The following is a 24,702-nucleotide window of genomic DNA, read 5'->3' on the forward strand; positions in this document are numbered from 1 at the left end:
GCTATCTCCTCCTGCAAAAAATCGCAGGTTTCCTCCTTAATTCTACCACTTCCTCTATAGAGTGACAACAATTGTGAGAAAGTGCACGAAGTATGCTGTAAATGGGATGCATGAATTTTAGGGTGCCAGGCTGGCAAATTGATATTAATTTATGGAAATGTGAGTTGATTTTAAGGTATGTAGTTTGATTTTGAGACTGATGAGCATAATTTTTATGATATTGACCAATTTCTGAATCATGATCACAGTTGTTGAACCAGAGATTAAGCTCCAATACAGCTTACCAACGGGGATTATACAAAAAATCTTGTTTTTTCTACAAAAAATTCCTGTCATTCTACCAATAATCACAATGATTCTACATAAATTACACATGATTCTACTAAAAATACAAATAATTCCAATTCCCCACAAAAAAAAACCGGCACCCCCAACCAAGGAGCACCGGCCCAATCAAAACCTAAGCAAAGATGTAACAACCACAATCCCCAGCACCGAAAAAGCAAACGTGCTGTACTCCAGCTTCTTATTCTGGTCGCCGAGGAATCTGGCTGTAATGGTTTCCAGCACCCGCACCAGGACAAATAGCACCACCAGCACTGGAATGAGCAGATAAATATTTTCCCGCACCGGTCCAAAGTCAATCAGCCTTACTAAGAGCAGGAGCGCGCCAAGAGAGATCAGGTCGCTCAGATTGCGGTAATTCTTTTTAAACAGCCATCCGAAAAATATATTCAATATGTCGCATCCTTTTTAGTTATTTTGCAGCCACGTCTGAATTCCGGGAATTTCCTTCCATAAATGAAGGTGGCCGCCCGCATAGGCGATAGCCTCATTTTTGTCGCCCCAGCTGTAATAGTCCGGAACCTCGCGCGGCATTTTCTTTTTCCCTGAAAGATAATCGGCTGCATATGGATTCTGCTTCTTTGCTTTCTTCAGCAGCGCAGCCGCTTTGCTTGTAAAGCCTTTTTCCAGCAGCTCCAGCAGAACCTGATTGAAGAGGCCTGCAGCCATTTCTTCCGGATAAGCTTTCAATAGCTTCTGTGCTTTCTTATATTGCCTGCTCTCACAGTAAGCCGGGAACAGCATATACCTGATACCCTGATTATCATACGGATTCAGCTCCAGCAGCTCTTCAAAATGCCCAATCGCTTCCGGCAGACTGCCAAGCTCATGAAGCGCCTGTGCATAATTGGCTTTAGCCCTCATAAATGGCCGCGTTTCAACCAAGCCCCAGAAGTGGCCTTTGTTTTCCTCGAAAAAGCTTTCCCCGAGATCCTTCTGTCCAGCTTCCATCCCCTTTTTAAACAGCTTAGCCGCTTCCGGAAGATCTTCCTTTTCAGCAAGGATATTATAGGCATCACTATTGAGGGGATTCAGCTCCAGCGCTTTCTCGGCAAGCTTGTATCTTTTTGCCCCGGAAGCTTCGAATGCTTCATACATGATATCCTGAGCTTTACCCTTCTTGGTGGCCGAAGCTTTTTTCGGCAGCGGTTTATTCATGAGTCCCTGAAGGAAGTCATCCAATTCCTCTTCGTTCTCAAACTCCTGCTCCCCGACAAGAGCCATCAAATCCTGAATCATCATCTCTGATCCCATCAGGGAAGCCCGCTCCTGAAGCTCATTTTCTAAAATTTCCTCCAGCACGTCTTCGCTGGCATAATAGATTTCCCCATAAGCATTCGAGACACTGGCTGCAGAAACACCGTAGAGAGTTCCCAGCTGTTTTTGAGTATACGCAGGGCCTGACGGATTGGCCAGAGTGCCGACAAGATAGCGGAGGCCCGCCACATAAATCCCGGCCTTCTTCGGCTTCTTGCCGGTCTTTTCGATATATTTCATCCAGAGCATGACCCCCAGATTAATGATCGTGCCATCCTCGCCTTCCTTCTCCATATCTTCCACAAATAAATCAGCAACCTCCGCTGCCCCTTCATTCGGCCACTCAAAAGTCATAGCAGCCCTTGGCGCTTCTTCCATCAGCTCAAGGAAGAACTCCTGCAGAAATTCCTGCGGATCGTCCATCCTTGCTGTTTTATATTCTTTTAAAATAAACTCCATATATTGATCATTGTGTTCCCCGTCCAGTTCAAACGGCGCCGGGAAAAATACGTGATGATCCAGATAAGGAAGCAGCATGCCGAATGCAAAACGGCCTGCCTCTATATCTTTGTAAGATTCAAGGATTGCCACTGTAAAAGCTTGTCCGCTCAGCGCATCCTCAATCAGAAGCTTGTTATCGGCCCGCTCCTTGATCACGCCGGCAAAGGCAAACGGCTTGTCCCATTTCTGCAGGATATCCTTCAGGTAGGAATTCTTTAAAACCGGGAGCATTTCTTCTATAAATAAATCCATGATCCTCTCGCCGGAATCGAGCTCTCCAAAAGCTGTGAACCAGAACGCGTGGACAAATTCATAGAACTCTCTTTCTTCCTTATCAATGTACGGAAGATCCTCCAATTCAAAAGACTCCTGGAGCTGTTCGCCATATACTTGCTTCGCGAATTCGATCGCTTCTCCCTGGAGAGCAATGATTTCACCCTCCATCCTGTCCGATATCACAATCACATCCTTGCTGCCGCAGCATTTTTTATATTTCTTCCCGCTGCCGCATGAACAAGGATCATTCCTATTGATTCTTCCGCTCAATATCTATCTCTCCTTCCGCACAATCATTCTATCTTCTTTGTAGCATAATCCCTGAAAAATTGGAACCACTTATAAAAAACAGCCGCCAAACGGCAGCTGCTATTCTTGTCTCTTCATATATTCCAGTATATCCAGATCTATTTTCCCCTCAACCTGCTCGCGCTCTTCAAAGTTTTCTGTATGTATATAGGTCTTCAGCGCTTTGTATAACTCCCCGCCAGATGCCTTTTCTTTGAGATAGCCGAGCCTCACGAGCTGGCTGCCCAATTCTGCCTCCACATCTCCTTCAATGTCAGCAACCCTGCCCTCTTTGCTCGGTGCAAAATAAAGCTGCTGCAGATGGTAGATTCGGATCAGTTCAGTGATCGGGTCAGGATGGTCATCGACACGCAGATCGATATAGCGGTCATTAAAGCCGCCATACCCGCCCTTTTCTTTTACCACCAATAGAGCTGCCGACTGCTGTCCGCGGCTGTCCCCGCCTGCTCCCTGGCCGGCGTTAAGAGAGGCAAGCAGCCGTTCAGCCAAAGTGCCTTCACTGCTGGTAAAAGTATCAGCCATCGCCTTTACTGTATTTTCATCTACTAAAATATTGCCCTGCGCTGCAAAATGGGTACCTGCAGTCCCGCCGGCCCAGTCATAGCAGCCTTTTCCTGTAAAAGTGGCCCCATTCCCCTGAAAGTCGACGATTCCGACCTGGCGCAGTTCCTTGTCAGGGTCTTCAGCCGTAATGAGCTCAATTGCCTCCTGCGCGGTCTTCCCCTGCTCCATCAGTTGGAGCGCCTGCGGCCCGTAAGCTGTATTCGCATAAGACTGCGTCGCCACCGCCCCGACGCCTGCTTTAGCAAAAGGCACGACCGCACCGACACCCAAAAATTTGGACTGGACCGCAATCCCCCATTCCTTTTCCTTCGGATCATAGCCAATGATTGAAAAAGTCATATTGCATTCCTCCTAAAAATCTCTCTTTATATTCTTTCGCTTCTCTAAACGTTTTCTCCTTTTTCTTCCTTCTAAATAAATGTCACAATCTGTCGATATACTTCACGTGAGAATTTTTTGATAGAGGTGAATGGAATTGGTGAAAAAGTTAGGCCTGCTTCTGCTGGGCATTCTACTTTTGGCAGGATGCTCGCTGCCCGGTGATGCAGCAGAGGAAAAGCAGGAAAAGGAATATAAGATTGGCATTTTAATGTCGGAAACAGGATTGGGGGACGATTCCTTCAATGACTCGGCCTTTCGCGGCCTGGAAAGGGCACGAGATGAGATGGGCGTCCTGTTTGATTATAAAGAAGCGCCAGACGGGGATTTAGAGGAGAAGCTGACAGAGCTTGTCGAGGGAAAAAATGACCTTGTCATCGGTCTCGGTTTTACAGCACAGGAGGCGCTTGAGAACATCGCAAAAAAATATCCAAAACAGCAATTCCTGCTGATTGATGCCGTATCAGAATTGCCGAATATCGCTTCGATCACATTCAAGGAGCACGAAGGCAGCTTCCTGGTAGGAATGGCAGCAGCCATGGCAAGCCGATCGAACACGATTGGCTTCATCGGCGGTGAGGACGCAGAAGTCATCCACCACTTTGAGCAGGGCTTCATCCAAGGTGCCATGCATGTAAAACCCGATATCAAGATTTTGACCGAATACGCAGGCTCATTCAGCGATGCTGAGCTTGGAGGCAAGATTGCGGAAGCACAGATTAGCAAAGGAGCAGATTTCATTTATCCTGCAGCCGGGTTTACTGGCTATGGTGCGCTCCAGAAGGCCCAGGAAAAAAAGGTTCACGCAGCAGGAGTCGACTCTGATCAGTTCTTCGTTGCGGAAAAAGCCATTGTCACCAGTATGCTGAAGAATATCGATGTTGCCGTCTATGACATCGCTAAGCTTTTAAAAGAAAAAGGAAAAATTGAACAGCATTCCTTTGTCCTCGGCCTGGCTGAAAACGGTGTCGGCCTTGCAGAACTGCGTGCCTTCCCATTCTCGGAAGAACAGAAAAAGGCCCTAACTGCCGCCAAAGATGAAATCATTGCCGGCGACATTATTGTAAATTCTACTAAACCATAAAGGAGGCTGCACCATGAGATTGCGCAACCGACTGATGATGATTGCCATCATCCCCCTTATCTTATCAACTGTAATCATCGGTTATATGATCAGCCAGATCCTTGAGCTTCAGAACTCCTCCAGGGAAGATGTAGAGATCCTTCTGCAAATAGAAGCCCTGAACGGCGACTTTGTCAGTGCCAGGCAGTCGTTAGCTAACGCAGCGGCGACCGGCACTGACGCTAATAAACAGGAAGCTTCCGGAATGCTCGGGAATATTGAAAAAGAATTGAAGCAGCTGAAATCTGCCATAAATGAAGCAGACCAGAAAGCCACTTTCACAAAAGCAGAAAGTAAATTCAGCATCCTAGCAAAAGAAGCAGGCGATGCCCTTAAAGGCGGGAACCAGCCGGAAATCAAGCGGCAGTCCATCCGCATCGCAGGCATCATGAATGATTTCTACTTTTTGGACAAGCAAGCAGAAGAGTGGTATGAAGCCAAGACAGCCCAGATGGAAAAACAGATCGGCTTTATTGTCACATCATCCCTGATCGCCAGCATCCTGCTGATTCTTCTGTCCGGAGGCTTTTCATGGCTGGCAGCCAAAAAGATCACACTGCCGCTCAATGAAATCGTCCAACAGGCAGGAAGAGTCGCTAAGGGAGATTTGACCATCGAGATCAAAAAGGCAAAACCGGCAAGCAGATTTGAAATAGACCTTTTGCGCTCAGCTTTTGCCGACATGATCGTCAATGTAAAATCAACCGTTGAATCGATAGATGATGTAGGAAAGCAAGTGTCCACTTTTTCAAAGGAAGTATCCGGTTATATGGAGAGTGTGACAGAAAGCAGCAGCCAGGTTGCTGTTTCCACCGAAGAGCTTGCCAAAGGAAGCCAGGCGATTTCCGAGGATATCCAGTCAACCGCAGAGCTTATGCGCAGCATGGGCGACAACTTTACAGTGGTCCAGCAGGAAAGCCAGAGCTCGCTCCAGGCGAGCATGGAGGCAATGGGCTCCATCGACGCCGGACGCAAGTCACTGGAAAAGCAGGCAGCTTTTGCCGGACAGCTTTCCAGCTCATCAGAAGGAATCAAATCTTCCGTCCAGGAATTCGCCGAGTATACCGGCAAAATCGAAAACGCCGCCAACACGGTCAGGGAAATTGCTGAGCAGACCAATCTGCTTGCACTGAATGCAGCCATTGAAGCAGCCCGCGCCGGCGAGGCAGGCAAAGGCTTTGCCGTAGTTGCTGAAGAAGTCCGGAAGCTGGCAGACGACAGCTCAAAAGCCACTGTCCTGATCACCAGCATGGTATCAAGCATTAAGCAGGGCGTTTCTACCATACTGAATGCAACAGAGCTGGGCAGCAAACTGACCGGCGAACAGCTAGGATCCATCAAAGAAACAGAAGACAGCTTTTTCACCATAGCCGGACATGTGGCCGGAATTTATGACCAGCTTACAACACTTGCGGAAGGCACGGAAAAATCCGCAAGCATGAGCCAGCAGGTCATTGCGGCGATTGAAAATGTATCTGCTGTTACAGAAGAAACGGCAGCCGGGACAGAAGAGATTTCTGCATCCACCGACGCCCAGCTCCGTTCCTTCGAGCAGGTAGGCGAAAAAGTCACAGCACTTGAAGATCTGACAGAGGAAATGAAGCGGGAGCTTGGGAAGTTTAAGGTAAGTTAATTGAAAGCAGGCGCCGCAAAAGAAAGAACCAAATCCATTTTCGGATTTGGTTCTTTTTTCTCTATCATCCCAAAAATACTCCGCCATACACTAGCGCCCCGGCAATAACATACGCCGGATGCACTTTAAACTTCTCCATCAGCACAAGGCTGACGCCCCCGATGAAGAGAGTCTGCCAAAAACCGGCACCTTCATAAGAGGAAAACAGGAAGTCGTACGTCATGACACCGAGAAGGACGGCGATGACCGGCCTGATGACGACCGTCATCCGTTTGACCCGCGGCGATTCCTTGTATTTCATCAGCAGCCCGAGAAGGCCGATCATCAGGATGAGCGACGGAGCAACTGTGGCAAAGACGCCGACAACTGCACCAAGAACTCCGCCCTGATCATAGCCGATATAGCCGGCCATCTTTGTGGCGATCGGGCCGGGAAGCGTGTTTCCTAATGCAAGCATCTCGCTGAACTCACTTGTGCTGAGCCAGCCGTAGCGGTCGACCACTTCATTCTCGACAAGCGGAATGGAGGCAGGGCCACCGCCATAGCCAAGGATCCCGGGAATGAAAAAAGCTAAAAATATCTGGATATAAATCATGCTGGGTCTTTCTCCTTTTTCGCATTTTTGCCTGCTGAATCCCTTTTAAGAAGCGCCCCGAGCAATAAAGCAATGATTATGATTGCGGGATGAACGTTCAGGACCTCCAATAAAACCAGGCTTCCGGCCACAAAAAGCAGCGTCCATCCCCAGCCGAGATTCGATTTGACCGACTTTTTCACAAAATCCCAAGTCAAAGTGGCGAGCATGACGGCAACAACAGGTATAACCGCCGTTGACATCCCCTGCACCCAAGGCTGGTCTTTGTAGGAATTCAGCACGGTCAGGAGAAGCACCATCAGGATGATCGTCGGCACGATTGTCGCGATGACCGCATTCAGCATCCCCCAGGCCCCTGCAACCCGGTAGCCGATATAGCCCGCCATTTTCGTGGCAATCGGTCCCGGAAGCGCATTGCCGAGCGCGAGCACATCGCCGAACTCATCTGAATCCATCCACTTGTATTTTTCCACAACTTCTTTATGGACGAGCGGAATAGAGGACGGGCCGCCGCCATAGCCCAGGATTCCTACCCTGAAAAAGGCTAAGAATATGTCTGCATGCTTCATAGCTGAATCACCTTATTCATCCTTTCCGGCATGCCCGATGAACAGGCATCCGGCAGCCCTCCCGGCATAGTGCAAGGAGGGCTGCCCTAATTATTATTATTTTCTAATTATAACGCGCTATAACCCCTTTGCCTATCCATTTACTTTATTTCATTACAGGACAGCAATGCTTCCGCCTGTCCGGGATTCTGTTCCGCCGGGCAGGACAATGCTGGACGAGGCCTCTATCATTTCTTAATCTGAAAAAAACGAGTACACCTTTAGAAAATAATTGATTTTTCCAGCGATATTTTGTACAATAAATCTATAAATTCATAGCACGTCTCCCACAAAGGGGAGTAGCTTTTACAGCATAGTCGTCATTACAGAGCATCCGCTCTCGGCTTTGCTGGCAGACACGATTCTGTTAGCCAGACCTTTGCCTGAACGGCAAAGGTCTTTATTTATGCACTCAAAGAGGCCTTTGCCGCGCTGGATAATCCCAGCATGGCAAAGGCCTTTTTCCGTTGCGGGACATGCGCCTTTTTTGGCAGACAAGTGTGGTAAAACCTTGCGGGCGTGCATATGAAAAGAAAAGAGCTTTGTGGCTGGAATGCCAGAAGGGGCAGGGAATGTAAAAAAGAAGTTTCCAAAATGAAGTTTAAACAGGACATCCAAAGACTAACAAAATAATAAAACAAAAAAAACAATAGGAGAGATTTATGTTGCTTTTACGAAAATATATGTCATTGATAGGTGTCGGGTCGGCGAGGATTGACCTTATATTGCCAAAGCTGAGCTATCATCCGGGCGAGAGCATCTCCGGCTATTTCAATATTGAGGGAGGCACGATTGACCAGCAGATCAAGCGGATCGAGTGCGACCTGGTGGTGACCGATGAGACGGGAGAAAACGTCATAGACTCTGCCACCATCCTGACTTCGAAAAGAATCGAATCGGATGAGTGCAACCATATGCCGTTCCACTTCACTCTGCCGGAAACACTCCAGCTCTCCGGGAAAAAGCGCTCCTACCGCTTTAAAACGCGGATGATCTTTAACGAAGGCGTCAAAAGTGCGGATTTAGATGAAATTACTATTGTTCAGGCTTAACGGAGGAAACAGTGAATATAAGGAAAATTAAACAGATTATTATGGCTGCGGTACTTGTAAGTATCATTGAAACCGGGTATCAGGCTGTATCCGCGCTGGAGGTTAAAAATCCGCCGCGGGTATAGCTCGTGCAGCCTGCTTTCAAAACTTCCCAAGATTCGACATAAAGAACATATTGACATTTTCTTTATAAAGAATTTTTATCCACTATATGTAATTTATTTAGTATAAAAGAAGGTTTTTTCCATGGTTTTATAGTATAGTAGAGGGTATAACATTCGAAGGAGTGAACGAACTTGAAGTTTAAAGCCCTCTTTTGTTTCTTTTTAAAGAACCATAAATACAGCTATTATAATGATCAATGTGTCAGGTGCGGGAAAAAAAGAAACCGCAACGCTGCATAAGTCTTCTAACCATAATAAGACCCTGCTCCGATGTGGAGCAGGGTCTCTTTATTCTTATTGAGCTTCAATCAGGCCGTAGCGGCCGTCTTTGCGCTTATAAACTACATTGGTGCGGTTCGTTTCCGCATTGGTGAATACATAGAAGCTGTGGCCGAGAAGATTCATCTGCAGGATCGCCTCTTCATTGTCCATCGGCTTCAAATCGAAGCTCTTCTGGCGGACAACCTCAAGATCAGTATCCTCTTCTTCCAGGACCGGTGCACCCGGCTCATCAAAAGAAGAGAACATCGCAGTCGGGCTGCCCTTCTCACGGAATTTGCGGTTCACTTTTGTTTTATGCTTGCGGATCTGCCGTTCCAGCTTATCCGCAATCAAATCGATCGCCGCATACATATCTTCATGATCCTCCTCAGCGCGGAGCACCAGATTCTGCATCGGAATGGTCACTTCCACTTTGGAGCGGTTATTATTATACGTTTTTAAGTTTACATGTACATTTGCATCAGGAGTTTCAGTAAAATATTTTTCCAGTTTCGCAATCTTCTTCTCTACGTATTCTCTAATCGCTGGAGTTACCTCAATGTTTTCACCACGAATGTTATAATTCATAGATGAACTCCTCCTTTTCATTATACAGTAGAACTTTTCGCAGGCAGCCGCAGCCCTTAAGGCGCCTTTTCCTGAAAAAGCCTAGTCTTAGATATTATTAAGACTATGTAAATATAATTCTACTGTACCCCAGAAAAGTCCTGCAAAAACATTGAGATATAATGAAAACATTTGTCGAATGCTTGTCGATTCAGCTGCCTCACAGCCCCCGCCCATGAAAAAGAAAAAAGACCGCTCAATGAAAGCGGTCAGGATTGTGTATAAGGCTTAAGCTCCTTCTGGACCTTCTGGCTCCAGTCTGTATAAGCCGGGTAAAGATGTTCACGGATTATCTGCTGCTTTTTCTCAAGGCTGCCGAAGTTCCCTTCCAGCATAGCAGCTTTTTCCGCCACCTTATGAAATGAGGCTAAAGCTCCTTCAAGAGCCGGAGACTCTTTTTCAAACAGCCTGCTCAGCTGTTCACTGGTACTTGCAATATGAGGCAGCGCCTGGAATACATCCAAAAGCAAACGGTCGCCTTCAGTCTTCTCCAGATTATCAAAGCTCGCCACGATGTATTCAAGTGCCTCTTCGACCGTTACTAGCAGGTCCTGATATTCCTTCATTAATATATGCTGATTTTCTTCGAGTTTGATCATAGAAGCCACCTATTTTCGTTTATCGTAAAACATACCGTCCGTTGCCATCGACTGATATGGATTCACATATTTATTATTCGATTCTTTCTTGATGGAGAGACCCTTGATATCCTTTTGAATCAGAGCCTTTTCCTTCTGCATCAGCTGCGACAGTCGGATATTGAGGTCCAGCAGCTTTTTTCCGAGGGCCTTTTCTCCTTCTGAATACGGCGGCTGGACCTCCTTCATCAGTTGCTCCCGCTCTTCGAGAGCTTCTTCAATCCAGCCTATCTTTTCATCACGGTCGTTTCCCTGCTCCAGCTTCTCAATCAGCCCGGCCGTTAAAGCATACAGCCGTTCAACAGAGCTCATTAAATCTGCCCCGCCTGGCTGAACTGCTTCTGGCGGTTCACCTGGATAACCTCTTTCCATGTATCGCGGAACTCAGTCACAAGACTCTCCACCTCGTCAAGGATGGCTGCGTCACTCTTCAAATTCGCCTCAATCAGCTGGCGGTTCATATAATCATAGAGCGACATCATATTCTGAGACACTTCCAGCTCCATATTGAGCGTCACCATCAATTCCCTGACGATGTTCTGCGATTTCTGGATGTTCGTATTCTTTGCTTCAATATTCTTATCAGCAATTGCCTTCTTCGCCTGAAGAATGAACTTCAGACAGCCATTATAAAGCATCAGCGTCAGCTCCCCAGGCGAAGCCGTCGTAACTGAATTCTGCTGATATGATTGGTATGGATTTTTTGTGGCCATGTAGGACACTTCCTTTCAAAACTGTATTCCCAGCGGCTGTAATTATCCTCCGAATTGCTGCATCAGGTACGCCATCTGCTCGTTTGAGCGCTGGATGGCTTTTTCCATGGCGGTGAATTGGGACCAGTAGCGGTTTTCTACTTGGGTCAACCGATCCTCGAAACGAGTGATTTGCTTATCAAAGCCGTCTAAAAGCTGACCAATGGTAAAGGTATTATTAACACTTGACGCTTTTCCGGCCTTTGACTCGATATCGGTCATCGTTGATTTAATTGAATCCCTTAATCTCCGGGCAAGTCCCTTTTCCGAAATCTTAGAGCCTTCTTTCTGGAACAGCTCATAGATTCCATTCGGATTCTCTGAGATTGCTTTTCGGAGGTCATCTTCATTTATAGTAAGCTTTCCGCCATCCAGGTAATTACTGGTCGTGGTAATGCCGATTTGAGCTAGCTGGCTGAAACCTGACAAACCGCTGACCGGGCTATACAGGTCGCTTCTCATTTTATTCAGACTGCTGGCCAGAATGGAATCGCCTCTTAATGTACCACTCTTTGCTTTCTCTTCCCACAGCTCAACGTCCTTCTCTTCCATGTCTTTGCGCTGTTCGCTGGTTAAAGGCTGGAAGTCACGGAAACGCTTCTCGCCTGTTTTATCTTTTAATGCTTCGATTACTTCGTTATACTTGTCGACGAATTTGACGATGGTGTCCATGATGGCGTCGACGTCGGGGCTGGAAGAGAAGGTAACTGGCTCGGTCGTTTTATTTTTCAGAGTAATTTCTACTCCGTTTATTTGGAAGGTATTTGAAGGACGGGATGTAGACAGTCCATTATATATAAACTCCGCATTAACTCCTTCATTTCCCACATTGTTCATCTGAGATTCTTCATTGTTATAATCTAAGTTTAGAGTGGTAAATAAATTTCCAGTCAGTACAATCTCTGCTCCTTTTTTGTCAGGAGTGAGAGGATCGTCAGGAATATTCCCAGTATTTTTAGCAGTCAAAGAGATTTTCCCTGTAACGCTATCAAAAAAAGCTGTTACTCCGGAATTTGCGTTTATTTGGCTAATTAGACTGTCTAGGGTTTCAGTTGAAGGATTAAAGGTTAACTCGTATCCTTTCTCTTCGAGGATCCCATCTTTATTGATTGCTCTTATAGAAATTTTCTGCGGATTAGTTAAGTTTAGATCACTAAGTTTCTTAGAAGGATTTATAGTTAGTTTACCTTTACTGAACATATTCGCAGGCTGTGCCAGCTGTGTTACTTCTATAGAACCGGAAAAGTCTGTAGTTGAATTAATATTTTTTATTCCCACTGCATCCGGATTCGTGCTGCTGATACTTTTCTTTATGTAGGAACCTTGCTTCCCAATTCCATCAAAAATCAGCTGATCCAATTCCAGCAGTTTTGTATTCATTGAACGGTAATCATCACGCTGCCATTCAGTATACTGCTTTTTCTGATTGATTTTATCAAGAGGCATCCTTTCAGCCTTCATCAAATCACTTACCAGCTGATCGATATCCATCCCGCTTGCCAGGCCGCCAATTCGTACCATAATTTCACCAACCTATATCTTTTTATCGACCATCAGCCCGACAAACTCTGTCATGGCCGCATACATATCAAGCATCTTTTTTGAAGGAATCTCCTTTACAACTTCATGAGTAATATCATCAACAATCGTTACATAGTACTCATTTAGCTTTTCATGGAGCTCAAATTTAAGCGAAGTATTGGAAGGCTGCAGGAACTCGTTCATTCCTTCAATAATATTATCCAACTTCTCTTTCTTCACTTCAAATGTTCCAAGTGTTTCTTCTAGAAAACTATCCGTATTTAACTGTACTTTTATTGTTTGAGTGTCTATATTTTCTTGAGATGAAGTTCTGGCTGAATAGGCGACGCTCTGTCCTGAAAGCCTCTCAATCATGGAGGTTCCCCCTATTCTTTGTTCATGGTAATTATATCGGCAGAAGTAAAATTTTTTTAAGTGATAAGAAGAATTTGTTATAATTTTAACAGAACATATATTCTCTCATTGAGGAGGTATACCCATGAAAATAGAAGGCATGATGAGTAAATATTCTCATAGGCATCTGTCATTACTATCAGGAAAGCTTTTAGGAGATGGCGGATTTAGCATTCAGCCCAAACGAAAGCCGCGTTTTCGGTTTATGCATTGTCTGAAAGATCAGGACTGGTGCTATTATTGCTATACTCAGCTTAAAGATCCACTGCGCTTAAACGCTCCCGTGTATAAAAAAGTGATTGATCCCAGATTAGCAAAAGGCTATTCTGAAAGCTACTATGTTCAATCCTTAACCTCTGAGCTGTCCACTGTGATGCAGCCCCTCTGGTATAATGGCAAAAAGAAGGTCATTCCTTTTGAGTTTCTTGCTGACACACTCACTCCAGAATGCCTCGCATGGTGGTATCAGGATGACGGGCATTTAAAAGTTGAGAATGGCAAGTTGAAGAAGGTTATTCTTTCTTCCGAGTCCTTTAGTATTAGGGAGAATAATGAACTAAGAAAATTGATCAGTTCAAAATTCGGCATAACCTTCAGCTCTGATAAACAAAATCGTTTACTGCTTTATGACCTTCCTCAGATCTATTACTTCCTCAGATTAGTTCGCCCTTTTATTCATCCATCTATGAACAGAAAGCTGTTTTTTCCTTCATATGAGACAATACAGAAGAATAAGAGAACCACCATATATCTCCCTGGTCATTTTATAAACAATAAGCCTACCAAAGAAATTGTTGAGGCACTATGCAGGAGCCTAAATCACCTCAAGAACTTACTTGAAAATGATATCGCATACTTTACTATTATGAAGGATCACTTTTCGAGGAAAAATGAAAACATTCTTCTAAAAGGCTTTCAAATAGCATTACCCGGTAGCTACATGACAATCATCAATAAGATACAGTCCTGTACAGGTCTACAAAAGAGCACGATTGTTCAATTGTGGTTTCATTTCAAACAATTAAAAGGACTCCAGCAAGAACCGAATCCTTGGAATTAAATATATTTACTATAACACTTGAATGCTCCTGGGGCCTATTATAGCAATGGGGCGCAGAAAAACATCAAGATTTTGGACCAAAACCCTTATTCACTAAATGTGAAGTAGCCCCCTACCTTAAGCAGCTATACAAACTTTCTGAGAAACATATCTATGAAACAAGATTATCCGGGGAGTGACAGGCACCCAATACAAAAATAGAAATAGCCCCTGAACAAACAGTGTTTATGGAACAAACGTACATTCTATGGATATAATATATGTCTGAACATTCGATTATTACTTATCTATTCTAGTTGTCTTAGCTATGAACAAATGGGCTTTCGGGGCACAATCGACTTTCCCCATGTGCTCCAAACGTGAAGAAAGTTTACTCAAATTTATAGCCTTTAACAGGTCTCCAATTTCCTTGTACCCATGTATAAACTGTCCCTAATTGTGGTTTTACCCTAATTCTATCCTCTATACCCTTACTATCATAAGCAATATAATATAAATCTTCGGCGACCTCCTTTTGAAAGACAAGCTTATAAAATCCTAAATCCTTCTTCAGTACATTTTTAATATCTTCTACTCTCTTTTCTTCATACATCTCATTCATTCCCTTCTATTAAATTTTAAAAAATCAGACTATTTTTTTCAGTATATACATAAAAAGAGACCCTAGTAAACTAGAGCCTCTTTCAAAACGTCTAAAATTAACGAAGAAGTTGTAGAACTCCTTGTGGTTGTTGGTTCGCTTGCTTTGCGACTGTACCTTTCGATTACAGAATAGACTATATCTTCATCCATGTTTTCATGGAGCTGGGCACTTCGAACAGCATTTGCTGCCCTACGAAATTCATAGTCATAGCTTTTGCCTTAGACCGTGTTCTCTAGTCGTTGAACCTTCCCCAGAGTTTCCTCACAGGAGCTTGGCTGCTGATTATCCATTGTTTCATCTTCATCATTTTCAAACCTTCACGCTTACTATTTCCAGTTACGTTGTGGTTGATGTAGCTTTAGGAAGTTCCAGCAATTCACCCAGTTATACTCTAGCTCGTTACCAAGCTAGACGCCCTTTAATCATTATCTTAGAAGTTGTAATACTCCTTGAGGCATTTGATTAGATTGAGCCAACATTGCTTGTGCTGCTTGAGAAAGAATAGAATTCTTAGTTTGGTTCATCATTTCTTTCGCCATCGTGCGAACATTTACTTTCATAAATGACTAGACTATATCTTCACCCTCTGGGATTTAGTAGGGGTTGGGCACTTCGGTTTCACAATGCTGATGACCATTGTTTCACCTACGGATTTCATCACCATAGCTTTCGCCTTAGATGGTCTATCCTAGTCGTTGAACCTTCTCCACTCTTTCAAGACAGGAGCTCGGCTGCTGATTGCCCAATCTCTTCTTTTGTTAAAGCCATCACGCTTGTCGTTTCCAACTACGTTGTGGCAAGAAAAGCTCTAAGGGGTTTCCAGCAATTCACCCAATTATGATCTCTAGCCGTTACCAGCCAGGACGACTGTGCTTGTCACTGCTTAGGCAGCTAAAGCATAATCTACGTCACGGATACGAGATTCCGCAGCAGTTAGGTTTTCAGAAGAAGTGTTTAAGTTAGTGATAGAGTGCTCTAAACGGTTTTGGAATGCTCCTAGTTTTGAACGCTCAGTAGAAACTTTGTCAAGAGCATTTTGAACAACTGTAATTGCAGTCTGAGCACCTTGTTGAGTTGATACATCCACTGAAGACAAAGCAAGAGATTGTACACTCATCTCATTAACGTCAACAGACATAGTTTGGTTTTGGTTAGCTCCAATTTGCAAAGATAAAGAAGAATCAACTTTATTATCTTGTGCTTGCTGAGTTTCCTGTAAGGAACTCATTTTGTTATTAAATAAAGCTCTGCCGTCAACTTCCATCTTGATATTTGATAAAGCATTTGCCGTACCTGCAACTCCAGTAATATCAAGCTTTCCACCTGATACCGTAGCTGTGCTTCCTGCACCTGCCATATTAGCCACAGAAGTCAGCAAGTCATCTAAGTTAGTTGTAGTTGCATTTGTTGCTCCACTTGTTAGTGCAGTTTTTAAGTTTGCATCAGTAGTATTAGTACCTGTCGCCAATATTTTGATATCTTTTCCTGATGTTGAAGCAAAAGTTAAATTATCATTCGAGACACCAGAAGTTGAACTACTAGAAACTGTTATATCGGTTCCCCCACCAATTGCACTACGCAGGGCAGTTTGAAGTCCTGTAGCTACATCAGAAAGAGCTCCCCCAACTGCAACTGTTGCTGTTCCAATATTCGCGCTATAAACTTGGCCATCATACTCAAAAGCAATAGTGTCTCCATTAGTCAAAGCCGCTGAAGTTTCAGTAGCAGTTGCACCCTCAAGTACAGCAGAAGTTGTCGTATTACCTGCTACAGTAAATGTTGTAGAGATAGCTGTTCCGTTTTTAATACCAGTAACGTTGATAACATCTCCACCACGTAGACCTAAATTATTTCCACTATCATCGGTAAGCGACTGTAATTGTGTTGTTGCAGCAGCAACCGATGTAATTGACGTTCCACCAGTTTTTAATGCTACCGATTGAAGTTTAGTACCTTGTGCTGTTTTTTGACTTTCGAGATCACCATTTAACAACTTTTTAGTATTAAATTCTGTTGTGTCCGAAATACGAGTTATTTCTTTCTTTAATTGCGATACTTCTTTTTGAATTTCTGAACGGTCATTATCTGTAGCTGTATCATTAGCTGATTGAACAGAAAGCTCACGCATACGCTGTAGAATATTCTGAGTTTCTTGTAATGCACCCTCAGCTGTTTGGATCAATGAAATCCCATCTTGTGCATTGCTAGAGGCCTGGTCCAAACCGCGAATTTGCCCACGCATTTTTTCAGAGATTGCCAGACCAGCTGCATCATCTCCAGCTTTATTAATACGAAGACCTGAAGATAACTTCTCCATTGACTTTCCTTGTGCAGTTGAAGCACTATTCAACTGACGATATGTGTTAAGGGCAGCAATATTATGATTAATTCTCATTACTTTCTTCCTCCTTGAGTGTTTGTCCCACATCCATGTGGTTCATTTTTCAGCTGATCTAAAGTCGGCCGCCTTTAGGTTAGCTGGTTACATAGTTAATATCGGCCGGTTTAGACAATGTTTAACAAAAAATAAAAGTTTTTTAGTTATTTTTGTTTAAAGAAGGACGTGAGACTGCCCAGCAGTTCGCTTTCTGTTTTGGTTGCGCTGCTATTTTCCTGCTGGATGGAGAGATAGATTTCTTTTCTATGTATCTCTACGTTTTTAGGAGCGTTGATGCCGAGTTTAACCTGGTCTCCGTCAATAGAAACAATGGCGATTTCAATGTCATCATTTAGCATGATAGACTCTTTTGTTTTGCGGGTGAGGACGAGCATTTATCTCCCCCCCTTGGTTATGAGCTGATGCTTTGTTGTGTAGGAAGTTCCATTTAGGATGACTTGTTTGCCTAGTTTTTCTATCTGATTAATGATGACTGGCGCCTGAAGGTTTGCGGTTGTTTTTTCAAAGGACTCCTGGACGGTTAAGATGACGAATACAGCAACGTCTTTATCAGATGAAATGGATAAGGCGTCGGTCACCTCTTCTGGCAGATTAAATTCATAATCCATGAAAAAGCTGAATGGATCTGTCAGGATGAAGGCTGTTTCTGCAGACTTTACCGACTGCAATATAAATAAAGGCGTTTCCTCTATCGGAAGAATGCAGAATTCCTTCTCGTTAATAAACCCAGGTATCCCAGCATTAAAATGAATGACTTGTTTCTCGTTTATTTCAATTTCCCCATGGAACTTCGTTTGTAGCTTCATATCTTCACCACATTCCTTTATTCATTGCTGACAAAGTCGATTGTCAGACTATTTTTTTTGAGCACTTCGGGAGTGACTTTCCCAGGTGTATAATTATGAATCGGCTTTTGGGTTTCTGCGCTAATGATCGGCTTTTGCGGTGTGGCGTTTATTTTGACCTGGGCAGGTTCATACTGCAGCTTCACACTGAAGTGGGACGGCAGCCAGCCGATATTGAACTGCTTTTCCGGCCCTTCGCTGTTTGCCTTGGCCTGTCCGGGGATAGGATTTCCTCCGTTTTCAATCTTCATCAGTTCACTGCCTTCTGCCGCTTTTCTCTCTAAACCGGAAAGCCAATCCTGATAGCCGGTTTGAGCAAACTCAGCCACCCGGACACTGAGCGACTTCAGATCAACATCTTCCCTTGCTTTTGTCTGGTCAATGGTCAACCTTCCTGGAATCGTTTCTATTTCCAGTTTGGCCTGCGGCTGTTCAATCGACTGAATCGCCTGCGGCTGCTGAATTTCCTGGACAGGCTTTTCAATATTGAGACCAAGGCGTATAAAGGTAGATTCAAGTCTTATTTGAGGGACATTCATCTGCTCTTCTCCTTTCTATGAAAAAAAGCTATCACTGGGATAGCTTTCATTTTTATCTTAAAAAGTCCACAAGCGTCGGCTGGATAATCCGTGAGCCAACACTTAAGGCTGCACGGTGGACGCTTTCCTGGGTGGTCATCTCCATGATCACTTTTTCCATATCGACATCTTCATTGTCGGACAGGATGCGGGTGGAGAAGACTTCCTGCTGCTGGAGACGGTCATCCATTAATTCGATGCGGTTTTGTTTGGCACCGATCCTCGCCCTGCCAGCAAGCATTTGATCAATATACTTATCGACTTTTTCAAGATAGCCGCCGATTTCAGGACTATCTTCATTTAAAGCGTTGATGAGGCCTTGAATATCACCGCTGTCTTTTAACATATCACCAAAGATTTCATTGCCACTCATATTTACTTGAATTTTTATATTTGAAAAGACCTCAAGGTTGATGGCTCCCTCACCAAACGTGCCATCTTCTGCTGGCTTTACGTTAGTCTGTGTTCCATTAAAGATATACTTTCCGCCTACTTGGGTTTCGCCTATATTAGTCAAATGTTCCTTTAACTGCTTTATTTCTTCCATAATGTTTTTCTTTTGCTCGCCTTCAAGAGTCCCATTACTGGCTTGAACGGTTAATTCCCTGATTCTCTGCAGTGCCATGATCCCCTTATCCAGTGCATCATCCGTACTATCAATCCAGTTCTTCGCTTCCCCGATATTACGCTGGAACTGTTCAACCCGGTTTAAATCTGTCCGATAGTTCATTGCCAGCATAGCAGAGACGGGATCATCAGAAGGCTTTGTGAATTTTTTCTGTGTTGCAATCTGATCCTGAAGCTTGCCGAGCTTTGAATAGCTGTTGCTCAGGTTGCGGAGCATATTATTGGATAGCATTGATTGCGTTACACGCATATTCTTTCACCTTACCTTCCGACGACGCCCATGCCGTTGATGATTTTGTCGAGCATTTCGTCCACTACTGTAATATTACGTGCTGCCGCGTTGTAGGCATGTTGGAATTTAATCATGTTGGTCATTTCTTCATCAAGTGAGACGGCACTGACTGATTGGCGGCTTTTATCGACCGAGTCCGCCAGTACTAAAGAATTTTTTGCATTCTTTTGAGCGCTTTGAGAATCTACTCCGAGACGGCCGATGATGCCGGAGTAGTAGGTGTCGAGATTTCCGGAAGTCATGGTGTCCGGGAATCCGGCATCATCTTTAGTAGAGAAGCTGCCGAATGCTTTAGTTTTAATAGCTGCTAGTTTATGGGCATTGGCATTGTCGCCTGATCCACCCGTGCTACTTCCTGCTGCAGCAATCAGACTGGTGTCATTTAATATATCTTTATTTACCTTGATTTGTTGAGCTGGATTATCCCCCAGATCCTTATCTAATTCGAAGAAATCTCTTTCAGGGTCATTTTCCCCATTCAAATCAAATCCCCCTGCATGAATCTTGTTAAACTCCATCACAAAAGCCGTCGTAAAATCATTCAGCTTCTGCAGCATCTCCGGATAATATCCGACAGTCTTCTCCCCACTTTTATACCCGTAGCTCTTTATCAAGCCGGAAAGCTCACCGAAAAAATTAAAGCTTGGCAATGCCGCACCGCCAACCCGTACTTCAGTAATCAGACCACTGATTAGTTCCAAGTCTTCGTTATCAGCATCTGTAATATCAAAAACTTCAAGCAGGTTTGGATCCTTAAGGCCCTCTTCCTTCGTAACATCCAAAAGCACCGCAGCCGGAGAAAATGACTTCCCATCGTCCCCAACAATTTCAATTTTATAAAGCCCTTCTGAAATATCCTTTGCATGACCGTAATTGTCAGGTTTTACATTGGTCACTTTTATATTGACCAGCTGTGAAAGCTGATCAACGTATAGGTCGCGCTCATCGTAAAGGTCATTCGGCAGATATCCGTTCGGCTCGACGCTGGCAATCTGGTTGTTGAGCTCATTGATTTGCGAAACGAGGCCGTTGATTTCTTTTACCTTGACGCCGATTTCACTGCCGATATCCTGCTGTACTCTCGATAGAGAGTTAGAATAATAGTTTAGTGTATCAGCCACCATCTGGCCGCTTGCTGCCGCAACATCGCGTGCACCAGTGTTTTCTGTGTGGCTGGCAATATCCTGAATAGAATTCCAGAACTTTTCCATAGTCGCATGAAGACCGCTTTCGGACGGCTCGTTCATGATCTCTTCCATTTTGGTGAGCGATTCGCTCATAGAGCTGTAATAGCCGACTTTATTGGATTCAACACGGTATTGCAGGTCAAGAAACCCTTCACGGATTCGCTGCACCGATCCTGCTTCCACCCCTGTCCCCATCTGTCCCGGAATCTGCGGGCGGTTCATCGATGCTGCCGGATACGGCGATGTTTGCTCAAAGTTGATGCGCTGGCGGGAAAAGCCCGGCGTGTTGGCGTTGGCGATATTGTGGCCTGTTACATATAAGGCGCTTTGCTGGGTGAACATGCCGCGGCGGGCTGTTTCGAGTCCCATAAAGGTTGAACGCATGGTGATTCCTCCCTCTCTTAGGCTTTCGAGTTAAACAGCCCTTGAGAAGGAAGCTGTTTGCTTTGCTGGCCGGCTGCCGGTCCATAGTTAATATTTTCAGGCTGCGGCCTCATCAGATTCATGGATACATTCAGATACTGCAAGCTCTGGTCCAGCAGCTGCTGGTTCAGGTCATTGGCTTCTTTTATATGAAGGATGTCTTCTGCCAGCTCTTCCGTCAAACCGGCCAGCTTTTCCTGGTCCGGGAGACTGAGCACTTCCAGACAATCTGAGATCGTTGGAGTCGCTTTCCCCGGCACCAGGGCCGCTGCCGTTTTCTGCCTGTCATTTTCAATCCTTTTGATTGCAGCCACATGGGTCTGTTCTTCTTTTAAAATCTGGCTGAGGGCTTCAGTGTCCCCCGCCTTAATGATGTCGGTTTTCCGGGCTGACAGCTCTGAAAGGCTTTTATGGAGCTTAATGAGCTTTGTCATACTCTCGAACAATGCTTCAGCGGACATGAAGTACCCTCCCTTCTTTAATTCTTTGTATAATAATCAAGCAGGCTTTTCGCCACTTCTTTTGGGTTTACTTTATAATTGCCGTTCTCGACCTGGACGCGCAGCTCCTCAACTCTTGCCTGGCGCTGCTGATCGATCTTGGAGGTTTGCTGCATTTCCTTGGCTGCAGACGAGATCTCCACCTTGTCCGCGGCTTTCTTCGCCTGGGCATTGGCAGTGTCCAGCTTGTTCTGCTGGCGTTTGTACGGGTTAATTCCTGAAGGTCCGAAATTATTAATCTTCATTGTTTTCCCTCGCTTTCGACCGAACTAGTCTTTCCTCTATTATCGGCTATGCCGGTAGTTTTTTTAATAAAAAGAGCAAAAAGGAAGAAAATGCATCTTTTTGCCTATATTCTTTACTTGTCATTGATTGAAAAATAGGTGCCTTGCTTCTCCTTAAGAGCCATCTGCTTTTTCCGTTCCTCTTCAGCATGAAGGGTGTTAATATCCTTCCGCAGCTCTGTCGCACACTTCTGGCAGAGCTTCCCTTCACGGATATAAGCACCGCATTTATCACAAGGATAGCCGAGATTCGGGAATTGAGCCAGCTTCAGCTTGCCTGTGCGGATGAATTTTAAAATTAACGCCTCTTCTATCCCGGTTGCATCGACAACTTGCTGCATTGTAGCCGTACGGTTCTCTCTTTTGCGGATATACTGATAAACATTTTCGTACTTCAGCTCCTCTTCCTTCCAGCAGTCATTGCATATATCACGGAATTGACTTTTCACAAAAACTTTGTCACAGTAGGGGCAATTTGCCAGTTCAGCCATATCAGTTCTCTCCTAATCAACACTTATATAATGGTAACGGTCACCCTCTTGCAATTGTAAGAGACATGATGTTAGCCGCCCCCGCCTGTTTCAGAGGGAGGGCGGCATGACGGAGGGTGCTTCCTGTAGTATATATATCGTCAATGAGGAGGATATTTTTAGCTTTGAATGTGGCGGATGTGCTTATATTGAAAATTTTATGGAGATGGATTCTTTCTTCGCGAGATTTTTTGGACTGCTTTTCGGTGTGGTTGCGGGTGAGGATATGGGATGGATTTTGGCCCGCTGCGATGATGAGGGCATCGGCCTGATTGAAGCCGCGCTCGTAGAGGCGCTCGGGGCTGAGCGGGATGGGGATGATTAGGTCTGGCTTGAGAGTTTCTATGTTTCTTTTTAACTTTTGTTTAAACACGTTGGCCAAAATATAGTCCCCTCTGAATTTATAGCGGGCAATCAGCTCCTGGAGGAAGCCGTTATAGGCGTAAAGAGAGATATTCCGGCTGAGGGCGCCTTCCCATTCGGGGTCTTTTTCCCAGCGGATGCAGTCATAGCAGATATCGCCATTAACGAACTGGGGATCAAGCTCCTGCAGCCGCCTCCCGCAGACTCTGCATAACATTCCCTTTAACTCATCAAAGCTATCTTCACACTCCCTGCATATTACCTTCTCCTCCGTCCGTGTAAACAGCTCGTGCCAGCCGATTTCCACATCAATCTCTTTATGACAGATAAGGCAATGATTAGCTTGAAAAAGATTCATACAATATTAGCCCCCTTCGTTTCGCTTCCCTGTTCATACCTGTAATCTGGTTTTTGGCTTTGATCATTTCTTCTGTTTTGCCGAAGTGGAAAAAGGTGATGGTGCCGCTGGGGAAATCTGCGCTCCTGCCGACGCGGCCGGAGATTTGGACAAGGGCGCTTTCGGTGAAGACATGGTGCTCAGCGCCGATAACAGCTACGTCGATATTTGGGAAGGTGACGCCTCTTTCAAGGATGGTGGTGGTTAAGAGAATCTGCGTTTCTTTATTGCGCATTTTTTGGACCTTGGCTTTTCGGTCGGGATCTTCGGCATGGACGGAATCAGTTTGTGGGTGGAGCTTTTGTATCAGCGGCAGTGCTGCTTCCATGATGTCGATGCGGGGAAAGAACAGGAGGATCTGTTTGGAGGCTTGGATGCGGTGGCTGATCCAGCTGATGAGCGGCGCGGGCAACTTATCTTTTTTTAAAAGCTTCTCCCAGTTCCCGCACCAGCGGTATTCCGGGACAGGGAGCGGATGGCGGTGGTAGCGTGCTGGAATGGTGACATGGTCCCTTTTACCGGAGGAGCAGTCTCTCTGCCATTTTTGGTTAGGTGTGGCGGTTAGATAGATCATAGAGGACACAGGCTTTCTTGCCTGCTGGACGGCGTATTGCAGGGTTGAGTCAACTGAATAAGGGAAAGCGTCGACTTCGTCCAGGATGACAGTGTCGAATGCCTGGTAAAAGCGGAACAGCTGGTGGGTGGTGGCGATGGTGAGCGGGGCGTAGAGATGGCGGTCTTCGCTGCCGCCGTAGAGGGATGCAACCGTTATTTCAGGGAATACTTTTTTCAGGCGCGGAGTGAGTTCGAGGACCACATCTGTCCGTGGTGTGGCGAGGCAGACTCTTTTTCCGGCTTGTAGGGCAAGGTCAACGCCTGCGAAAAGGACTTCTGTTTTTCCGGCTCCGCATACCGCCCAGACCAGGAGTTCTTTGTTTTGATGGATAGCTTGTGCTGTGCGGTCGGAGGCAGTCTGCTGGCCGTCGGATAGATTGCCTGACCATTCCAGGTAGGTTTTTGGCTGGGGCTGGGGTGGTTCTGGACCTTGCCAGCTGGCGAGCGGTGTGCAGGAGCTGACCCGTCCCATCATGATGCAGCTTCGGCAGTAGAGGCAGTCTTCACCGCATCTGGCACAGGGGAATTTGGCGAAAAGGTGAGTTTGGGTGTTGCCACAGCGGGCACATTGAGGTTTTTTTCCGGTGAGGAGGATGCCTGGGCGGTAGATGAGGTAGCCGTTTTGGTAGTGCTGGTCGATTTCTTGTGGCGTGAAGGGGAGTTCGTCTGTGAGGAGCTGTTTGCCGGTGAGCATTTCGGCCAGTTTTTCATCCGGTTTGAAGGATGGATTGAGCGGAATGACCGGAATTTCAGCGAGTTTGGAGATTGGAGTGCCATTTTGGTCCTGGATGAGGCGCCCTTCTTGGATTTTGAACTTCAAACTAATCATCCTTTCCTGTTTATTTGCGGGATATTTGCGAGTTTTAAGTTTTATTTGCGACTTTTTCATATTTTTTGCGAGTTCAAACCATTTATTTGCGACTTTCTCGATATATTTGCGAC

Annotated in this window: 26 protein-coding genes and 3 pseudogenes; 4 read left to right on the forward strand and 25 right to left on the reverse strand. The window is 45.2% G+C overall.

The window, feature by feature from the left end; translation table 11 throughout:
- Positions 1–453: 453 nt before the first annotated feature.
- The 3 genes from AC4E8B_RS21260 to AC4E8B_RS21270 all read right to left on the reverse strand — a co-directional run bounded on the left by AC4E8B_RS21260 (position 454) and on the right by AC4E8B_RS21270 (position 3,591).
- On the reverse strand, positions 454–738 hold the full coding sequence (locus AC4E8B_RS21260; protein WP_490215410.1) for a hypothetical protein: 285 nt from the start codon (positions 736–738) through the stop codon (positions 454–456).
- 15 nt (positions 739–753) lie between these two features.
- Entirely contained in the window at positions 754–2,649 is a 1,896-nt protein-coding gene (locus tag AC4E8B_RS21265; RefSeq protein WP_490215412.1) for an SEC-C metal-binding domain-containing protein, read from the reverse strand.
- Between the two features lie 99 nt (positions 2,650–2,748).
- The gene (locus AC4E8B_RS21270) at positions 2,749–3,591 is read right to left on the reverse strand and encodes a DUF1028 domain-containing protein (RefSeq protein WP_490215413.1); all 843 of its coding nucleotides are present in this window, start codon (positions 3,589–3,591) and stop codon (positions 2,749–2,751) included.
- Between the two features lie 130 nt (positions 3,592–3,721).
- On the opposite strand from AC4E8B_RS21270, the gene AC4E8B_RS21275 reads away from it, so the two are divergent.
- Complete coding sequence (locus AC4E8B_RS21275; RefSeq protein WP_490215414.1) at positions 3,722–4,714, forward strand: BMP family lipoprotein; 993 nt, start codon at positions 3,722–3,724, stop codon at positions 4,712–4,714.
- A 13-nt stretch (positions 4,715–4,727) separates the two neighbouring features.
- Positions 4,728–6,386 (forward strand): methyl-accepting chemotaxis protein, encoded by a 1,659-nt coding sequence (locus AC4E8B_RS21280; protein ID WP_490215415.1) that lies wholly within the window; start codon positions 4,728–4,730, stop codon positions 6,384–6,386.
- Between the two features lie 64 nt (positions 6,387–6,450).
- Here AC4E8B_RS21280 and AC4E8B_RS21285 read toward each other — a convergent pair whose 3' ends face one another.
- Complete coding sequence (locus AC4E8B_RS21285; RefSeq protein WP_490215416.1) at positions 6,451–6,981, reverse strand: chromate transporter; 531 nt, start codon at positions 6,979–6,981, stop codon at positions 6,451–6,453.
- Positions 6,978–7,550, reverse strand: coding sequence for a chromate transporter (locus tag AC4E8B_RS21290; RefSeq protein WP_490215417.1), 573 nt, complete (start codon positions 7,548–7,550; stop codon positions 6,978–6,980). The genes AC4E8B_RS21285 and AC4E8B_RS21290 overlap by 4 nt, the downstream gene beginning before the upstream one ends.
- Before the next feature lie 701 nt (positions 7,551–8,251).
- Between AC4E8B_RS21290 and AC4E8B_RS21295 the strand changes: the two genes are divergently transcribed.
- A complete protein-coding gene (locus AC4E8B_RS21295) occupies positions 8,252–8,641 on the forward strand; it encodes a sporulation protein (protein ID WP_490215419.1) in 390 nt (129 codons plus the stop codon).
- A gap of 458 nt (positions 8,642–9,099) precedes the next feature.
- On the opposite strand, the gene hpf is transcribed toward AC4E8B_RS21295, so the two are convergent.
- The 6 genes from hpf to flaG all read right to left on the reverse strand — a co-directional run bounded on the left by hpf (position 9,100) and on the right by flaG (position 12,979).
- Positions 9,100–9,654, reverse strand: coding sequence for a ribosome hibernation-promoting factor, HPF/YfiA family (hpf, locus tag AC4E8B_RS21300; RefSeq protein WP_490215420.1), 555 nt, complete (start codon positions 9,652–9,654; stop codon positions 9,100–9,102).
- 248 nt (positions 9,655–9,902) lie between these two features.
- Positions 9,903–10,292, reverse strand: a complete 390-nt coding sequence (locus AC4E8B_RS21305; RefSeq protein WP_490215421.1) for a DUF8042 domain-containing protein — start codon at positions 10,290–10,292, stop codon at positions 9,903–9,905.
- Positions 10,293–10,301: 9 nt separating this feature from the next.
- Positions 10,302–10,643 carry a flagellar protein FliT gene (gene fliT, locus AC4E8B_RS21310; protein WP_490215422.1) on the reverse strand — a complete coding sequence of 114 codons (342 nt, stop codon included), beginning with the start codon at positions 10,641–10,643 and terminating at the stop codon, positions 10,302–10,304.
- Positions 10,643–11,044: a flagellar export chaperone FliS gene (gene fliS, locus AC4E8B_RS21315; RefSeq protein WP_490215424.1), complete on the reverse strand. Its 402-nt coding sequence runs from the start codon at positions 11,042–11,044 to the stop codon at positions 10,643–10,645. Before fliS ends, fliT begins: the two co-directional genes overlap by 1 nt.
- 42 nt (positions 11,045–11,086) lie before the next feature.
- On the reverse strand, positions 11,087–12,604 hold the full coding sequence (locus tag AC4E8B_RS21320) for a flagellar hook-associated protein 2 (RefSeq protein WP_490215425.1): 1,518 nt from the start codon (positions 12,602–12,604) through the stop codon (positions 11,087–11,089).
- Positions 12,605–12,616: 12 nt separating this feature from the next.
- A complete protein-coding gene (flaG, locus tag AC4E8B_RS21325; RefSeq protein ID WP_490215427.1) occupies positions 12,617–12,979 on the reverse strand; it encodes a flagellar protein FlaG in 363 nt (120 codons plus the stop codon).
- A 124-nt stretch (positions 12,980–13,103) separates the two neighbouring features.
- Here flaG and AC4E8B_RS21330 point away from each other — a divergent pair, with 124 nt between their 5' ends.
- Positions 13,104–14,078 carry an endonuclease gene (locus AC4E8B_RS21330; RefSeq protein WP_490215428.1) on the forward strand — a complete coding sequence of 325 codons (975 nt, stop codon included), beginning with the start codon at positions 13,104–13,106 and terminating at the stop codon, positions 14,076–14,078.
- Between the two features lie 370 nt (positions 14,079–14,448).
- Here AC4E8B_RS21330 and AC4E8B_RS21335 read toward each other — a convergent pair whose 3' ends face one another.
- From AC4E8B_RS21335 to AC4E8B_RS21400, 14 genes and pseudogenes are all read right to left on the reverse strand, one after another.
- Positions 14,449–14,679, reverse strand: a complete 231-nt coding sequence (locus AC4E8B_RS21335; protein WP_490215429.1) for a hypothetical protein — start codon at positions 14,677–14,679, stop codon at positions 14,449–14,451.
- A gap of 467 nt (positions 14,680–15,146) precedes the next feature.
- Positions 15,147–15,260 (reverse strand): annotated as a pseudogene (locus AC4E8B_RS21340) (flagellin); the annotation flags it as partial.
- A 356-nt stretch (positions 15,261–15,616) separates the two neighbouring features.
- Positions 15,617–16,078, reverse strand: a pseudogene (locus tag AC4E8B_RS21345) (flagellin); the annotation flags it as partial.
- Positions 16,079–16,762: 684 nt separating this feature from the next.
- Positions 16,763–17,149 (reverse strand): annotated as a pseudogene (locus tag AC4E8B_RS21350) (flagellin N-terminal helical domain-containing protein); the annotation flags it as partial.
- A gap of 113 nt (positions 17,150–17,262) precedes the next feature.
- Positions 17,263–17,493 carry a carbon storage regulator CsrA gene (gene csrA, locus AC4E8B_RS21355; RefSeq protein ID WP_490215431.1) on the reverse strand — a complete coding sequence of 77 codons (231 nt, stop codon included), beginning with the start codon at positions 17,491–17,493 and terminating at the stop codon, positions 17,263–17,265.
- Positions 17,494–17,925 carry a flagellar assembly protein FliW gene (fliW, locus tag AC4E8B_RS21360; RefSeq protein WP_490215432.1) on the reverse strand — a complete coding sequence of 144 codons (432 nt, stop codon included), beginning with the start codon at positions 17,923–17,925 and terminating at the stop codon, positions 17,494–17,496.
- Positions 17,926–17,942: 17 nt separating this feature from the next.
- On the reverse strand, positions 17,943–18,503 hold the full coding sequence (locus tag AC4E8B_RS21365; protein WP_490215433.1) for a DUF6470 family protein: 561 nt from the start codon (positions 18,501–18,503) through the stop codon (positions 17,943–17,945).
- A gap of 52 nt (positions 18,504–18,555) precedes the next feature.
- Positions 18,556–19,419: a flagellar hook-associated protein FlgL gene (gene flgL, locus AC4E8B_RS21370; RefSeq protein WP_490215435.1), complete on the reverse strand. Its 864-nt coding sequence runs from the start codon at positions 19,417–19,419 to the stop codon at positions 18,556–18,558.
- Positions 19,420–19,430: 11 nt separating this feature from the next.
- Positions 19,431–21,032 (reverse strand): flagellar hook-associated protein FlgK, encoded by a 1,602-nt coding sequence (flgK, locus tag AC4E8B_RS21375; RefSeq protein ID WP_490215436.1) that lies wholly within the window; start codon positions 21,030–21,032, stop codon positions 19,431–19,433.
- 17 nt (positions 21,033–21,049) lie between these two features.
- Complete coding sequence (locus tag AC4E8B_RS21380; RefSeq protein ID WP_490215437.1) at positions 21,050–21,532, reverse strand: flagellar protein FlgN; 483 nt, start codon at positions 21,530–21,532, stop codon at positions 21,050–21,052.
- 17 nt (positions 21,533–21,549) lie between these two features.
- Positions 21,550–21,816: a flagellar biosynthesis anti-sigma factor FlgM gene (gene flgM / locus AC4E8B_RS21385; protein ID WP_490215438.1), complete on the reverse strand. Its 267-nt coding sequence runs from the start codon at positions 21,814–21,816 to the stop codon at positions 21,550–21,552.
- A gap of 113 nt (positions 21,817–21,929) precedes the next feature.
- Positions 21,930–22,346 carry a TIGR03826 family flagellar region protein gene (locus AC4E8B_RS21390; protein ID WP_490215440.1) on the reverse strand — a complete coding sequence of 139 codons (417 nt, stop codon included), beginning with the start codon at positions 22,344–22,346 and terminating at the stop codon, positions 21,930–21,932.
- Between the two features lie 40 nt (positions 22,347–22,386).
- On the reverse strand, positions 22,387–23,106 hold the full coding sequence (locus tag AC4E8B_RS21395; RefSeq protein WP_490215442.1) for a ComFC family protein: 720 nt from the start codon (positions 23,104–23,106) through the stop codon (positions 22,387–22,389).
- The gene (locus AC4E8B_RS21400) at positions 23,087–24,589 is read right to left on the reverse strand and encodes an ATP-dependent helicase ComFA (protein WP_490219827.1); all 1,503 of its coding nucleotides are present in this window, start codon (positions 24,587–24,589) and stop codon (positions 23,087–23,089) included. Before AC4E8B_RS21400 ends, AC4E8B_RS21395 begins: the two co-directional genes overlap by 20 nt.
- Positions 24,590–24,702 lie beyond the last annotated feature (113 nt).

The organism is Bacillus sp. SRL543, assembly GCF_984799205.1.